General features: G+C 38.2%; 16 protein-coding genes, 1 tRNA gene and 1 pseudogene. 11 read left to right on the top strand and 7 right to left on the bottom strand.

Annotated elements, in window-relative coordinates; translation table 11 throughout:
* The first annotated feature begins 384 nt into the window (after positions 1 to 384).
* From ABLA33_RS08705 to ABLA33_RS08655, 11 genes are all read left to right on the top strand, one after another.
* Complete coding sequence (locus ABLA33_RS08705) at positions 385 to 678, top strand: hypothetical protein (RefSeq protein ID WP_311491131.1); 294 nt, start codon at positions 385 to 387, stop codon at positions 676 to 678.
* Positions 679 to 703: 25 nt separating this feature from the next.
* Positions 704 to 1,015, top strand: a complete 312-nt coding sequence (locus tag ABLA33_RS08700; RefSeq protein ID WP_311491130.1) for a cell division protein ZapA — start codon at positions 704 to 706, stop codon at positions 1,013 to 1,015.
* A gap of 98 nt (positions 1,016 to 1,113) precedes the next feature.
* Positions 1,114 to 2,643 (top strand): ribonuclease Y, encoded by a 1,530-nt coding sequence (rny, locus tag ABLA33_RS08695; RefSeq protein WP_311491129.1) that lies wholly within the window; start codon positions 1,114 to 1,116, stop codon positions 2,641 to 2,643.
* Between the two features lie 153 nt (positions 2,644 to 2,796).
* Entirely contained in the window at positions 2,797 to 4,278 is a 1,482-nt protein-coding gene (locus ABLA33_RS08690) for a capsule assembly Wzi family protein (RefSeq protein WP_347720000.1), read from the top strand.
* Entirely contained in the window at positions 4,278 to 4,724 is a 447-nt protein-coding gene (locus ABLA33_RS08685) for a lipocalin-like domain-containing protein (protein ID WP_311491127.1), read from the top strand. Before ABLA33_RS08690 ends, ABLA33_RS08685 begins: the two co-directional genes overlap by 1 nt.
* Positions 4,725 to 4,798: 74 nt before the next feature.
* Positions 4,799 to 6,451: a diphosphate--fructose-6-phosphate 1-phosphotransferase gene (locus ABLA33_RS08680; RefSeq protein ID WP_311491126.1), complete on the top strand. Its 1,653-nt coding sequence runs from the start codon at positions 4,799 to 4,801 to the stop codon at positions 6,449 to 6,451.
* Positions 6,452 to 6,518: 67 nt separating this feature from the next.
* Complete coding sequence (locus ABLA33_RS08675) at positions 6,519 to 7,364, top strand: glycoside hydrolase family 25 protein (RefSeq protein WP_347719999.1); 846 nt, start codon at positions 6,519 to 6,521, stop codon at positions 7,362 to 7,364.
* Positions 7,365 to 7,482: 118 nt separating this feature from the next.
* Positions 7,483 to 7,740, top strand: a complete 258-nt coding sequence (locus tag ABLA33_RS08670; protein ID WP_347719998.1) for a T9SS type A sorting domain-containing protein — start codon at positions 7,483 to 7,485, stop codon at positions 7,738 to 7,740.
* 71 nt (positions 7,741 to 7,811) lie between these two features.
* A complete protein-coding gene (locus ABLA33_RS08665) occupies positions 7,812 to 8,342 on the top strand; it encodes a sigma-70 family RNA polymerase sigma factor (protein WP_311491123.1) in 531 nt (176 codons plus the stop codon).
* Positions 8,343 to 8,394: 52 nt separating this feature from the next.
* Complete coding sequence (locus ABLA33_RS08660; RefSeq protein WP_347719997.1) at positions 8,395 to 8,757, top strand: hypothetical protein; 363 nt, start codon at positions 8,395 to 8,397, stop codon at positions 8,755 to 8,757.
* Positions 8,744 to 9,250, top strand: coding sequence for a hypothetical protein (locus ABLA33_RS08655; RefSeq protein ID WP_347719996.1), 507 nt, complete (start codon positions 8,744 to 8,746; stop codon positions 9,248 to 9,250). Before ABLA33_RS08660 ends, ABLA33_RS08655 begins: the two co-directional genes overlap by 14 nt.
* A 123-nt stretch (positions 9,251 to 9,373) precedes the next feature.
* On the opposite strand, the gene ABLA33_RS08650 is transcribed toward ABLA33_RS08655, so the two are convergent.
* From ABLA33_RS08650 to ABLA33_RS08620, 7 genes and pseudogenes are all read right to left on the bottom strand, one after another.
* A tRNA-Gly gene (locus ABLA33_RS08650) sits at positions 9,374 to 9,446 on the bottom strand.
* A gap of 56 nt (positions 9,447 to 9,502) precedes the next feature.
* Positions 9,503 to 10,075, bottom strand: a complete 573-nt coding sequence (gene folE, locus ABLA33_RS08645; RefSeq protein ID WP_347719995.1) for a GTP cyclohydrolase I FolE — start codon at positions 10,073 to 10,075, stop codon at positions 9,503 to 9,505.
* A gap of 4 nt (positions 10,076 to 10,079) precedes the next feature.
* Complete coding sequence (locus ABLA33_RS08640; RefSeq protein ID WP_347719994.1) at positions 10,080 to 10,760, bottom strand: SPOR domain-containing protein; 681 nt, start codon at positions 10,758 to 10,760, stop codon at positions 10,080 to 10,082.
* Positions 10,761 to 10,880: 120 nt separating this feature from the next.
* Positions 10,881 to 12,803: a triose-phosphate isomerase gene (tpiA, locus tag ABLA33_RS08635; protein ID WP_347719993.1), complete on the bottom strand. Its 1,923-nt coding sequence runs from the start codon at positions 12,801 to 12,803 to the stop codon at positions 10,881 to 10,883.
* Entirely contained in the window at positions 12,796 to 13,332 is a 537-nt protein-coding gene (locus ABLA33_RS08630; RefSeq protein ID WP_347719992.1) for a DUF1599 domain-containing protein, read from the bottom strand. The genes tpiA and ABLA33_RS08630 overlap by 8 nt, the downstream gene beginning before the upstream one ends.
* Positions 13,333 to 13,773: 441 nt before the next feature.
* The gene (locus ABLA33_RS08625) at positions 13,774 to 15,411 is read right to left on the bottom strand and encodes a hypothetical protein (RefSeq protein WP_347719991.1); all 1,638 of its coding nucleotides are present in this window, start codon (positions 15,409 to 15,411) and stop codon (positions 13,774 to 13,776) included.
* Positions 15,412 to 15,457: 46 nt separating this feature from the next.
* A pseudogene (locus tag ABLA33_RS08620) lies at positions 15,458 to 15,840 on the bottom strand (hypothetical protein); the annotation flags it as partial.

Here is a 15,840-nt window from a genome sequence, read left to right as displayed (position 1 = left end):
ACAATTAAACTTATTAAAACGAGAAAGATGGTGGTTTATATATAAACATAAGAAACTCTTTTTGATAACTACTATTATTCGAAGTTTCCTTTCTCAAAAGTAGAAAAAAGAATACATTCACTCTCAGAAAAAAGGATCAACATTCATACTATAACTAGACAATAAAGGAATAAGAAAGCAACTATAAGGGATTATCTTCCAAAAGGATATGATTCATAAAGACAAGAGTTTTTAAAGGCTTCTTTAGCTACTAGACAAGGACATATATAAAGATTTAATACTTCTAATTTATTGCAAATCTCATATTTAGTGGTTATCTTTGCCTACGAAACTCTAAATTTAGAGTTCTGTCGTATTAGGCATGAGCCGAATAAAATCTCAACAATGACCCTAGAAGAGGAAAAAGCAATTAAAGATTTTAAATCGCGCATCCGTCATTTGCTCTTAGAATTTAAGCAATTGAAGGAGGACAGTATGCATTTACACGAAGAGGTCAAGCAACTCAAAGATTCACTCGAAATAGCAACTGCCGCACAAAAGAAATCAGAAGACAATTACGAAGCTTTAAAGACGGCAAGAATTATAAATATAAGCAACGAGGATTTAGCTCAATCTAAGAGACGTATTGACAAGCTAGTGCATAAAGTAGATAAATGCATTGCAATGCTAAACATATAACCCAGTAAAAGGTTTGCTTATAATAATGAATGAAGTAAGTGATAAGCTAACTATTAGGATACTGATTGGGCGTCAAGAACACGAAATCAATGTAAGGCGTCAGGATGAAGAAGTATTCCGAAAAGCTGCAAAAATAATTACTGAACAATTAGGTCGTTATGAACAAAAGTTTAGAGGACAGAGTTATGAGACATACCTCTCTATAACACTGCTCGATTTTGTAGTTCATTCCATTAGACATCAAAAAGATATGGATTTTGTACTGGATAGCATAAAAGATATATCAAAAGAAATTGATGAAGAACTAGACAGCATAAAAGAGAAAGAACATCTTTGAGATTTCTCCACCAAAATAGAAATTAAATATTCGGAATATCTCAAAATAGATAACAGAGAGTAAAACAATAGAATAAAACCAAATATCAAAACTTTTTTATGAATATTATCATACCATTGGTAGGCTTACTCATAGGTGTCTCTATCGGATACGGATTATTCCGCTATGTGATAAACGGAATGTACAAGACACGTCTAGAGGAAGCAGAACACGAAGCAGAAGTAGTTAAAGAAAAGAAGCTACTTGAAGTTAAAGAAAAGTTCTTAAACAAAAAGTCTGAACTTGAAAAAGAAGTGCAGCAGCGCAACTCTAAAATCCAGCAAGTTGAGAACAAACTAAAACAAAGAGAACTCGGCCTCAACCAGCGTCAAGAAGAGATCAATCGCAAGAAAAAAGAGCTGGATGATTCTAAGGAAAAACTAGAAAGCCAACAGAAAGCTTTAGTCAATCGTGAAATTGAGCTTGACCGTATGCACAAGCAAGAACAGCTTAAATTGGAAGAGCTCAGTGGACTAAGTGCTGAAGAAGCCAAATCACGCCTTGTTGAGTCGTTAAAAGATGAGGCTCGTACAAATGCCCAGCAATATATCAATGACATCATGGACGATGCCAAGTTGACGGCTAATAAAGAAGCGAAAAGGATTGTCATCCAGACGATTCAACGTGTCGCTACAGAAACGGCTATTGAAAATAGTGTCACAGTGTTCCATATTGACAATGATGAAGTCAAGGGTCGAATCATTGGCCGAGAAGGTCGCAATATCAGAGCTTTAGAAGCTGCTACTGGCGTTGAAATCGTTGTTGATGATACTCCTGAAGCCATTGTGATTAGCGCTTTCGATCCTGTTCGTCGAGAAGTATGCCGATTAGCTCTGCACCAACTCATTTCTGACGGGCGTATTCACCCTGCACGTATTGAAGAAGTTGTGGCAAAAGTGAAGAAACAAGTAGAAGAAGAAGTCATTGAAACAGGTAAACGTACTGCAATTGATTTAGGAATCCATGGCCTTCATCCCGAATTGATACGGATTATCGGTAAAATGAAATATAGATCTTCCTATGGCCAAAACTTATTACAGCATGCTCGAGAAACAGCAAACCTTTGTGCTGTTATGGCAAGCGAACTGGGACTTAATCCCAAGAAAGCAAAACGAGCAGGCTTACTGCACGATATAGGGAAGGTTCCTGATGAAGAAAGCGAACTCCCCCACGCCTTGTATGGTGCTAAACTTGCAGAGAAATTTAAGGAAAAACCAGAAATTGTGAATGCAATAGGAGCACACCATGATGAAATGGAAATGACCACACTCTTAGCTCCCATCGTTCAGGTTTGCGATGCCATCAGTGGAGCTCGTCCTGGAGCACGCCGCGAAATCGTTGAAGCGTACATAAAACGTCTTAACGATTTAGAAAACATCGCAATGAGCTATCCTGGCGTTACTAAAACTTACGCTATACAAGCTGGCCGTGAATTGCGTGTCATCGTTGGAGCTGATAAGATTGATGATAAACAAACAGAAGAACTCAGCGGTGAAATTGCGAAAAAAATTCAAGACGAGATGACCTATCCCGGTCAAGTAAAGATTACAGTCATCCGTGAAACACGCTCTGTAAGCTATGCGAAATAATATATAAAACACAACATTCTTTCTGCGCCCAATTGACCAAGTTTAACAAATGGTCCTTGGGCGCAGATTGCGTAAAGTAAAAGCATTTAAACGCCGCAATAAACTGGTATACACGTAAACAACCCCTTTTATCTCAATCACCCTAAACAATACATGAGAAAAATCAAAACGATACTTCTAACTCTGTATATCCCAATAATGGTATCAGCACAAACTGCGCTATCAGATGCCATTGATGATGCGCGCTTCAGAGTTGAAGTTGGAACAACAATAAATAATGGAGCAACCCCACTATGGCTTGCTGCCAATAAAAACGGGACGGTCGGGATCCAAAATAATAACGCATGGATTCGAACTGCCGTTTTTCGCCCAGCAGAGGCGGATTCTAGCTATAATTGGAGGATTGGATATGGACTTGACCTTATTGGTGGACCTCAACTTACAAGAAAATGGAGTGGTTGGATACAACAAGCTTTTATCGACATAGAACTGAAAAAAGTTAGATTGTCCATAGGTACCAAAGAACGTCCAATGGAGTTAAAAGACCAAGAACTTAGTTCCGGATCTCAGACTTTTGGTATAAACGCACGGCCCATACCACAAATAAGAGTTGAAATCCCAGATTATATTCTTTTTAGTCATACTCTACCTTGGCTCTCCATAAAAGGACATTTTGGATATGGAATGATGATGGATGGACCATGGCAAAGATATTACTTAAAGAAAGATCAACATTATGCACTAGAAGCCCTACTCCACTCTAAAGCACTCTACTTAAAGCTCGGTAATGAACAGCATTTCCCGCTAAGTTTCGAGACAGGCATAGAAATGGCTACCATCTTTGGAGGAAAAATCAAGAATGCTATGAATATCAAAGGGTATAATTTCACAATGTCGCACAATCTAAAATCTTTCCTAAAAGCTATCTACTCTGGAGGTAGCGACCCCACAGACGATCAATATGCCAACGCTGAAGGAAACACCTTAGGAAGCCTTCTTTTTTCTCTCCGCTATCAAACACCATCTTGGTATATACGCGGCTACATGGATCATTTCTTTGAAGATCATTCTCAACTTTTCTTTCAATATGGATGGAAGGATTATCTAGTGGGGATTGAAGTGGGATTACCTAAAAATAGAATCATTAGCAAAATAGTATATGAATATATAAAGACAGACTACCAATCAGGACCAATATATCATGATCATACAACATCAATTCCTGACCAAATAAGTGGCATTGACAACTATTACAATCATGTGATTTATCAAGGCTGGCAATATTTTGGCCAAGCTATTGGTAATCCTCTTTTCACATCTCCGTTATATAATGATAATAACGAACTATTCTTCTCTGGAAATAGATTTCGCGCTCACCACTTAGGAATAACTAGTAATCCTATCAATAAGCTACACCTCCGTTTCCTATACACTCATGAAAAGAATTGGGGAACATATAATGTACCTTACTTGCACGGTAGTAAGAACCTTAATAGTTTTTTACTGGAAAGCTCTTATAAATTTGGTAAAGACCCACTCAAAGAGTTTTGCTTAACAGCAGCTATAGGCTTAGATTCGGGAACACAAATTGGCAACAACAGAGGATTTCGACTTAAATTATCAAAGACTTTCTAATGAAAAAAATCATTTATATAATAATCATACTAGCGGGATTGATGATAGTTGGGAGTTGTGACAAACTTCCCATGAATGGAAAATTGGACGGAAAGTGGCAACTTAAAACAATTATAAAAAACTCGCAAAAGAAGAATCAAGAAGACTCTGGCATATTTTGGAGTTTTCAATTGAAACTCTGTCAAATCACCTATATGAGAGGACTCTTTGATGGTGCATCAAATATAGCCAATACAAGATTTTTATATAAGAACGATTCACTATTCATTTTTAATATCTACTTAAACTTCCGAAATCGGGATTCTCTTATTGTAACTCCAACAACAATTTTTGAAGAAGCAGGTATTACTGGATCGCAAGAAGGTTTCAAAGTTATAACATTAAACAAAAAAGATATGCTGTTAGAAAATGGTAACAAGAAACTTCTTTTCAGAAAACTAGAATAAGAATGTTTGGCAGTTCTTAGCCGTTATATTAACTTTGCATCAGTTGAAAGAAACTTACACATAAACAAATAAAAATGAATATTAGTGCTTTACAAAAAGCTAGAGCTGCTTATCAGCCTAAGCTTCCTCAAGGTCTGCGCAGCAATGTAGAAATCAAAGAAGGTGCGTCAACCCAGAGTGTTGACAATCAAGAAGAAATTCAGAAACTCTTCCCCAATACTTACGGTATGCCTCTTGTGGAGTTTGTTCCGACAAAGACAAAGAAAGAATACGCTCCGATAAATATCGGAGTTATACTTTCAGGAGGCCAGGCACCTGGTGGACACAATGTAATTTGTGGCCTATTTGATGAATTGAAAAAGCAAAATTCCAATAACAAACTTTATGGATTTTTAATGGGGCCTGGTGGCTTAGTAGACCATAAGTATATTGAAATTACTAGCGAAGTTGTAGAAGAATATCGCAATACAGGTGGTTTTGATATGATTGGCTCTGGCCGTACTAAGTTAGAGACTGAAGATCAATTTGAAAGCGGTCTGAAAATCATCAACGAACTTGGAATTAAAGCAGTTGTTATTATCGGTGGTGATGATTCAAACACAAATGCTTGTATGCTTGCAGAATACTATGCAGCAAAGAATACGGGCGTTTCTGTGATTGGCTGTCCTAAGACTATCGATGGTGACTTAAAGAACGAACAGATTGAAACTAGTTTCGGCTTTGACACAGCTTGCAAGACGTACAGTGAACTGATCGGTAATATTCAACGTGATGCTAACTCAGCTCGCAAATACTGGCACTTCATAAAGTTGATGGGACGCAGTGCAAGTCACATCGCTTTGGAGTGCGCACTTCAGACTCATGCCAATATAACAATTATAAGCGAAGAAGTAGAAGCTAAAAACCAAACTTTAGATGATATTGTATCTTACATTGCTGATATCGTAGCAAAACGTGCTGCTGATGGCAATAACTTTGGCACAGTTCTGATTCCTGAAGGTCTTATCGAATTCGTACCTGCTATCAAGCGACTTATCGCTGAACTCAACGACCTACTCTCTACAGAACAAGCACAAACTGAAACAGCAAGCTTGAACAATGAAGATACTTTTGCTTGGGTTAAGAAAAATATTTCTGCTGAGAATCTCAAAACTCTTGAAGAGCTTCCTGAAGCAGTCGCAATGCAGTTAGCTTTGGAACGCGATCCGCATGGAAATGTTCAAGTATCTCTCATCGAAACAGAAAAGTTATTAAGCGAAATGGTTGGTAAAAAACTTGCAACGTGGAAAGCTGAAAGTAAATATGTTGGTAAGTTTGCAGCACAACACCATTTCTTTGGCTATGAAGGTCGTTGCGCCGCACCCTCCAACTATGATGCAGACTACTGTTATGCATTAGGCACTAGTGCCGCACAGCTTGTCGCTAATGGTAAGACTGGATATATGGCAATTGTCAAGAATACTACGGCTCCAGCTGCAGAATGGATTGCAGGTGGTGTACCCATCACAATGATGATGAACATGGAACGCCGTAATGGTAAGATGAAGCCAGTTATTCGCAAGGCTCTCGTTCGCCTTGATGGTGCACCTTTCAAGACTTTTGCTGAGAATCGTGACGACTGGGCAGTAAATACTCGTTATTTATATCCTGGCCCTATCCAGTATTGGGGTCCTACGGAAGTTTGCGACCCTTGTACTAAGACTTTAGCACTCGAACAGAGTAAATAATAATAAACATCTAGCTTTAAAGAGACGAGGCTGTCTTAACGAGCCTCGCCTCTTTTCTTTTCATTTAATGCCTAAAAAAGCAAAAAACAAGAGGAATCGTCACACTAAAAAGAAAAGTTGGTGGACAATACTGCAGATTAACAAGAGAGGAAAAAAATTCTTAAGCATTGGTTGCCTAGGAATACTTCTTATATATGGGTATCTCTTCTATAATTTTGCTGTCTCACCTTTCACTCTCAAATGGAAAGCTCTATACGGTAATATAAATAGTCCTGAAGGTTATTCTATTAGAGGTATAGACATTTCTCATCATCAGGGAAAGATAAATTGGGAAAAGTTAAGCAAAGCAACCGTCAATGACGAAACAGTAGATTTCATATTTATTAAAGCAACTGAAGGAATAAGTCTACTTGATGAGAATTTCAATGATAATTTTTACCAAGCACGCGAATATGGCTTTTTAAGAGGTGCCTATCACTTTTTCTCTCCTGGAATATCTGCTAAGCAGCAAGCTGAATATTTTTTAAAACAAGTACATTTAGAAGAAGGAGATCTCCCACCCGTTTTAGATATAGAAACAGTAGGAAATCTCAGCACAGAAGAGGTCAGAAAAGCTGCCAAAACTTGGCTTGACATTGTTGAAGAGAAATATAAGACAAAACCTATTATCTATACTAACTATAAGTTCAAGGAACAATATCTCAATACGCCTGAATTCAACAAATATCCTTACTGGATTGCTCATTACTATGTAGAAAAACTCACCTATAAGGGTAGATGGAAATTTTGGCAATATACAGACTTAGGTAGGCTTGATGGCATAAAAGAGAACGTAGATTTTAATATCTATAATGGTTCAATGTATGAACTAAAACAATTCTCTATACAAGGAGATGAAACAATAGAAGAGTAATTCTCACACAAAAAATTTGCATATAAGAATAGAAGTTTTTATTTTTGCGAAAAATAGACTCTGTATGAATAGAAAACTACTCGTAATAATACTCTCTCTTTCTTTCATAATCCCCCAGATGGCACATGCAAACTTTTTCTTTGCAAGTGCAATAGAGACATTCATGGAGAATACAGATCCTTCCATTACCCTCAATGGAACAAATCTTAGAGTTCTAAACGGTGCAGGATTAACGATGGAGATTTTCAATATCACAGGAATTAAGGTGACAACCTTAAAAATTGATTCCAACGATAAGACATTTAATCTAAATCTTAACCGAGGCTGCTATATAGTCAAGATAGGTAAGATCAGTAGAAAGATCTCTATTTTGTAAACATAGATTCTTTGTTCTAATTAGAACTCGAGAACCTGCCAAGCAGGTTCTCTTTTTATTTTACTAGTCATTTGGACACCATCATCGAAAGACTTAAGTCACCAGAAACTCGGCAGGCTACTTTTCAAGAAGTTGTTTGCCAATACTCTAGACCTCTCTACCAACACATCCGGCACTATGTACTCTATCATGAAGATGCAGATGATATTCTACAAAACACTTTCATGAAAGCTTGGATAGGATTAGATTCTTTTCGTGGAGATTCAAAAATATCCACATGGCTTTTTCGAATAGCAGTAAATGAATCACTTAGTTTTCTTGCTCGCCAAAGAGAGAACATTTCACTTTCTAGTGGAGGAAATGATATTGTCAACAACTTGATAAGTGATCCCTATTTTGATGGTGACGAAACAGAAGCTCAACTTCAAAAAGCGATTTCGCTCTTACCAGAGAAACAGCGTATTATCTTCAATATGAAATATTTTGAAGAAATGAAATATGAAGAAATGAGTTTCATATTAAATACCAGTGTAGGAGCTCTTAAGGCATCCTATCATATTGCGGTACAGAAAATACAAACATTTTTAAAAAATCTTGAGTAGCAGTATTAAACCATTTTAATCTAAATTTATCATAAACACAAATACAATAATTATGGCTAATATACCTCGACAATATAGAAAAAATCCATTTCTGATTCCAGATCATTACTTTGAAAATTTCAATACTCGAATAGCACAACTTATCGAATGCACGACTCAAGAGCCTTCACAGATTATTCCCAACAAGGTCTCCAAGAAGAAAACATTCTTAAACTACGCAAGCTGTGCTGCAGCTTGTCTCTCTATATTCTTTAGTATTACGCACATTTCTAGTATCAAATTTAGCAGAAATGAACTAGCATCAGAAAAATGCATTACAACTGAATATAATGATTATCGCCTAACAAATGTTGATAAGGCTTATGATTACATGATGTTAAACGATTTGAAAATTTATGATTATGAAAATAATTAGAAACAGTATAGCATTTTTCTCTTCAATACTACTCTCTGCTAGCATATCTATTAGTGCCTACTGTCAAACTCCAAACCATTTTCCTATAGAAGATGCTATTCAAACGAAAGAAGCAGGACACCATAAAGACTTTAATCCGGCAGTTTTCAAGAAAAAGTTTGAGGACTATATCACTAAAGAAGCTGCACTCACTCCACAAGAAGCTCAAATAGTGCTTCCACTTTTCCATCAGATGAAGACGCAACAGCGCAACATACAAGGAATGATATATCGCGCTTGCAAAAGAGGCAATCTGCCAAATCTCTCTGAAAAAGATGCTGCAATCATACTCAAAGAAGTCGTTAGACTTCAAAAACAATCAAATAATTTAGAAATAACTTATTACGAGAGAATATCAAAAGCCATCTGCGAACAAAAAGTACTCCGCATTATGGAAGCTGAACATCGCTTTAGTAAACATATTTTCCGAAAAATGGCTGCACCAAAAGAATAATAAATATATCTATAATCAAAAAGAACTAGCCCCTTAACGTCTATATACGTCAAGAGGCTAGTTCTTTTTAAAAGTTTTGTAAAATCCAAAAACTTACAAATCCCAAAGTAAAAACTAAAAATGAGCGGTAAACGGGGCTCGAACCCGCGACCTTCGGCTTGGGAAGCCAACGCTCTACCAACTGAGCTATTACCGCGTTTTAGCAATGCAAAAGTAACATATTTTTTTGCGATTGCCAAGACCTCACTCTTTTTATTTAGAGTTATGAAGCAAATTAAGAAACTCCTCACGAGTCTTTGCTTGATTAAAAGCACCAGAAAAGGCAGAAGTTACAGTCATACTATTATCTTTCTCCACACCGCGCATTTGCATACACATGTGCTTTGCTTCTATAACCACCATCACACCTAACGGATTTAAAGCTGCTTGAATACACTCCATAATCTGCTGAGTCATACGTTCCTGAACTTGCAAACGGTGAGAATAAATATCTACTACTCGCGCCAATTTGGATAACCCTGTTATATAACCATTTGGTATATAGGCAATGTGAGCCTTCCCATAGAAAGGTAACATGTGATGCTCACAGAGGCTATAGAAATTGATGTCTTTCACTATAACCATATGCTGGTAAGACTCTTGAAACTTGGCAGAATTGAGCACAGCACCAGCGTCCATTTCATAACCACGAGTTAAAGTCAGTTGTGCTTTAGCTACACGCTCTGGAGTTTTTAATAACCCTTCTCGCTGAGGATTCTCCCCCAAAAGTGTCAAAATCTCTTCATTCAATGCCTTAAGGCGTTCTATCTTTTCTTCTTGTGTCATTATTCTATCTTGCTAGCAATACTGATGATTTCACTATTCGTGCTTCGTAACTTAATCTCTTTCTTCGTATCTGATTGGCATAGCGTTGAGCTTCTTCTCTATCCTTAAAATCTCCCACACGACAAACCCAATGAGGGGAAACAAAATGGACATAAGCAGAAAGTTCAGGAAACTCTTGGCGACAGCGCTGTTGTAACTGTTGAGCTTTCCCTTTATCTGCACGAGAATTTCCTCCAGTATAAACCTGTATTCTAAAACCCTCCGCCTTGTAACGAACACGAGCCATATAACTGACATTCTCTACAGCTTGCTCACGCGATGTTTTCTGTTTCTCAACTTTTAGATGCGCTTCTTGTACCGTACGAGCACGAGATTCAGTTGCTTTCTTTGTATTCTTTCCTTCTGCAGAAGTTGAAACATCGTCTCTTTTTCCAGGTACAGAATCAATTTTCTTTGGAGTCGCTTCAGACTTCTTTTGAGGTGTTTGCTCTTGCTTCACAGGGTGTGTCCTGATTACAGGAATAGAAGTAGACTTATTATTTACGATTCTCTCCAAAATAGAATCTTGCACAACGACAATCTTACCTTGTCCAGAACGTTGCTGTTTAAGGTGCTCTGTAAAAGTTTGCCCATTCACAGAGAAAGGAAGAAGCAAGATTATAAAAAACAGGTAGGTTTTTAGCATAAAAGTCATTTATTGAGAGAATGTAGACAAGTGTGTCTCTAGATGAAAAACAACACTTGCCTACCCTTTTATTTTTTCTCTTAACAAGAAATGTTCTTGCCCTCTAAGGGTCAAACAGATTTATTTCCAAGCATCGATGATACCTTTGAAGTCGTCTGCTTGGAGGGCAGCGCCACCAATGAGGCCACCGTCAACATCTGGCTTAGAGAAGAGTTCCTTAGCATTGCTGGGCTTGCAACTTCCACCATAAAGAATAGAAACATTCTCTGCTGCTTCAGCACCAAACTTTTCAGCGATAGTCTGACGGATGAATGCGTGCATTTCCTCTGCTTGCTCAGAAGTAGCCGTTTTACCAGTACCAATAGCCCAAACGGGTTCGTATGCAAGAATAATGTGAGAGAACTGTTCCACAGTCAAATTAAATAATGAACCTTCTAACTGAGCCTTAACAACATCATTCTGGCGGTTAGCTTCACGATCTTCTAGAACCTCACCGATGCAAAAAATCACTTCTAGACCATTTGCCAAGGCAAGATTTACTTTTTCACGAAGTATTTCAAGAGTCTCAGCATAATAAGCACGACGCTCACTGTGACCAAGTATTACATATTGAGCGCCAGTACTCTTCACCATTTCGGCAGAAACTTCACCGGTATAAGCTCCCTTTTCTTTATCAGCGCAATTTTCAGCACCAAGACCAATTAGTTCAGGATTTAGGATACTAGCAACAGAAGCCAAATGGATAAATGGCGTGCAGATGACAACATCACATTTTGGAGCGTCAGCAGTAAGTTTCTCATTAAGTTCCTTTGCCAGAGCAATACCTTCTTGCAGGTTCTTATTCATTTTCCAGTTGCCTGCTACAATTTTCTTTCGCATAATTGTTAGTTTTAATTTTTTTTTGAAAATATAATGTTTATAGAATTTACTTCCAATCCATATACGATCAGCAAGGATAGCTAATAATACAGGAATGAGCCACCAGAGTAATAAAACTAACCCACTCTTAGTGGGGTTCCCGCTCTTCACAATCTCAGAAATTTGAGTTTGTTCATCAACACTTGGAAGATCATTTTGACTCCATTTTCCTATTATGACTCCATTCTTTAGCAAGAGCAAACCAGGATTGGAACGCACCATTGCTTTCAGCTGTGAAGGTTCTCCAAAAAACATCGGATATGCAGCACCCGAGCGATCAATCCAATCAGAAAAACTACCTGAAGCCTGGGAGGCCACACCTATCAATTTATAATGCTTGTCAACACAATAATCATACAAGTCATTGATTCGATCATTATTTCCATCATCAGCCTCTTTCTCCTCTGGTAAAGTAAGAAGAAAAGTAAAGGAAGTATCTGAAAGTAGCTCGTATGTCACATCTTCTCCCTTGGCTGTATATATATATATATTGGCCAATTCCATTGCTGCTTGATCTGGCACATTCCCTTCATAAGCCGATTTGATGTTTGTCCCAACATTGTATGGCGTGAAACTTATCACGGGTAAGTGGCGAAAAGAATAGACAGTAACACTCACCACATAGACCAAAGAACATACTGCTGTAATCCATTGATTCCTTTCTGAAATCAATCTAAGAATATATTGAGGACGCGCAGACAAGAATACAGAAGCAGCTAGCAACACCACATTCTTCAACAAAGTCTCCGAGTGAGAAAGCTTCAAGGCTGAACCAAAGCAACCACAATCTGGGACAGGATTGTACAGAAAAACATATAGTGTTATGCCTGTCATAACAAGCATAAAAATAGCAGTAAAAATAGTTGTAAGTTTACGACGTATACCCAATAACAAATTCACTCCCAACAGTAATTCAATTGCTGCCATTGCTCCTACAAACATCTGAAGCCAGATATTATTATCTGCAATGTGAAAGCCCCAATGCTGAAAATAGGCATTCAACTTTATGACCATGCCAACAGGATCAACTGCTTTGACAAAGCCAGAAAATATAAATACAACCGACAAGAGCAACACACTTATTCTTGTCAGCCAAAAGAGCAATATGTTGAGAGGCTTACTCAAGTGTTAATTTGATTAGTGCAAAAACTGCATAATTCATCATATCTCGATAATTAGCGGCGATCCCTTCAGATACCAACGTTTTTCCCTGCAAGTCTTCAATTTGTTTTGTTCTAGAAATCTTCATCAGAATCAAATCTGTATATGAACTTACACGCATAGCTCTCCATACTTCATCGTAGTCGTGATTTTTCTTTAGCATAAGCTCCATTGCGCTCGCGGTCATTCTATCGTAAAGGGCTAATGCTTCTTCAGTGGAAATATCATTTCCTGAAGATGCGCCTTTTTCTAATTGAATAAGTCCCATAGCAGCATAATTTACGATACCAATGAATTCCGGGACGATTCCTTCATCAACAAAAGCCTCCCCCTTTGTCTCCAAAGTGCGGATGCGATTGGCCTTGATATATATTTGATCTGTCAGTGACATTGGACGTAAAATTCGCCAAGCCACTCCATAGTCGTGCATCTTCTTTATAAATAAGTCACGACATATTGTTAAGACCTTTTGAAACTCCTCTTCTGTAGTCATAAAACATCGAGTATAAAACTAGAAATTTTCAATACTGCAAAGATAGTACTTTGCAAGCATAACAGCAAACTGCATCCACTTCAAAGCTTTGTAATCTCTAGGAGAGAGGTTCTCGCGCTTGGATGTTTTTGTTTCTGCAAACTGATACTATTTATCCCAAAGACGTATTTAAAGGTAGCTATAGAAAAACCAAAAATGCAATAAGGATGTCAACGAATATCCTTATTGTATCCATCACTGCAATAAGGATATTATAAAATACAATAAAGATATTTTATAGCGTCTTATTCAACTATTTTACAAGATATTACAAACTATCTCCATCATATCCTCACAGAAAAAAATAAAAAAGAAAGACAACTACAATTCTGTGAAAGAATCGTAGTTGCCTACTTACTTTAAAAGAAGAGAAGCTCAACAGATCTGTCTCTTCCTATAGGTTTAGAACTTCCATCCTATAGTGAGCATTAAGCGATTTTGAATATTCTTTAACTTCTGACCTTGAACACCATGATCTGCGACAATCTGCACATCAGACGTGTATTCCTTTGTATCATGGAATGGATACACGGTCGTACTGCGCTGCTGATATTGATAAGCCAGATCTGCATAAAAACTCTTATTATGATATCCAAGTCCCAAAGTAAAGCGATTTGTGCCACCTATATTTACATAGTCTGTACCCGTAGCATTGAGCAAGGACTCGCTATCTTTATACGAAGTACCGGCATTTGGATAAAGATTCAAGAATGCTCCATCTTTGAAAGGACTGCTGACATAGTTATAACCTGCGCGAGCTGAAAAATTTGCATCTAAACGCATTTCTACACCTAAGCGCAACGTGTGTTGTCCACGTAGCCATGTATCAATCTGGTTATCGATGGCTACATCACGATAACTACTGCTCCAAGAACCTCCGTAAATATCTGGAGTATAACTGGCAAAGCGAACACTTGCGGCAGGCAAATGCTTATATTCATATTCTGCATCCAAAGCTAAACGATTGGCTACAGTTGTTGCCACACTTACATTCAACTTCCAAGGGGTGCGAATATTATAATCAAAGTCTCCAGTACGATATCCTGCTTGTGTCTCTTTCTCCGTGCTACCGGGTGCAACAAATGGAGAATTCATCCACAGGATATTGTTCCCTGTTAAACTGTACCATGTAGGAGTAGAGAATGCTAAACCTATGCGGAACGGAGATTTCTTTATGGGGCGGAGAATAACGCCCAGCTTCAAATCAAAACCATTACCATTGATTGCCTCATCATTGGTCATGAAATAATCATGCATCTTACCCGTTCCGTCAGCGATACCTTCTTTGTAGAAAAGATGACTATTCCAATCTACATCATACACGCCCATAGTTAGACCTGCATATAGGCTATTGTTGAAATTAAAGCTTAGATTGAAATCAAACTCATGAATACCGCCATGTTGCTCACGACGGTAATTATATGCATTAGCGCTTGTTGGGTTCCAAGACTTTACAGCTGTCGTTGAACCTGTCTTGAAAGTAGGCTCCAACATATAGGAATTATAAGCTGCATCCGTCAATGGCATTTTAAAAGAAAGAGAACCGTTGGAGTTTTGTGTATAATGATCTCCACCATACATATATCCGAGATTTGCAGCACTAATAGCCTGTGAAGCACCATTTGTAGAAACATTCTCGATTCCTATATAATTTTTCAGATTCTTGCTCTTACGATAGTTAAAGCCAAAGTTCATAAACTTCAAACTATTGCCTCGAGTTGGAGTGGACCAAACAAAACCTATTTGGTCGAAACTTGCCCGGTTTCTACCTATATCATTGAAACGCTTCGCACCTTTTTCCATCAAGAGACTTCCTGTCATAGAAAAGTCGCTTCGACGATAGAGACCTATACCTGCGGGGTTCACACTCATAGTAGAAATGTCTGCCCCCAAAGCATTCATAGCCCCCCCCATACCAACATAACGTGCCGTCCCATTGAGGTCCTCACTAGAGAAGCTTTCAACCTTATAGATATCCTGTGCGCTCAGCGGAAGCGCAAAAACTAGCGCTCCCAAAAGCAAATATGTCCTTTTCATCATTAAGAATCTTTTTTTAGTAAACTAAGCAATATTTTGTCTAAATTCATTAGCGACCAAAAGTACGGCCTCCGCCACTACCTCCTACGCTGCCTCTACCGCCTGTAGAGAAACCACCAGTGCTATTTCCAAAACTACGACCGCCACCAAAGGAGCCACCAGCTGGTTGTCCGAAACTTCGATTGGGAAACGTTTCCATACGTGGTACAGACTGACGCTGTGGTTGCTGCTGACTTTCGAAAGAACGGTTTCCAAAGGAGCGATTATTCGAAGAAGCATTAGGACGATTTCCAAAACTACGATTGTTGCTCATTGTAGTTCCCTCGAAACCTGTCCGACGGCCAGCAAAACCGCCACGTGAACCACTCACAGAAGCAGATGTATTACGGGCATCAAAATCTCGACGGCCTCCCCAGCCTCCGCGATTTGTGT

The organism is uncultured Alloprevotella sp., assembly GCF_963536905.1.
Lineage (GTDB): Bacteria > Bacteroidota > Bacteroidia > Bacteroidales > Bacteroidaceae > Alloprevotella.
The sequence above is the reverse complement of the archived record's forward strand: the minus strand, read 5'-3'. Positions and strand labels throughout refer to the sequence as shown.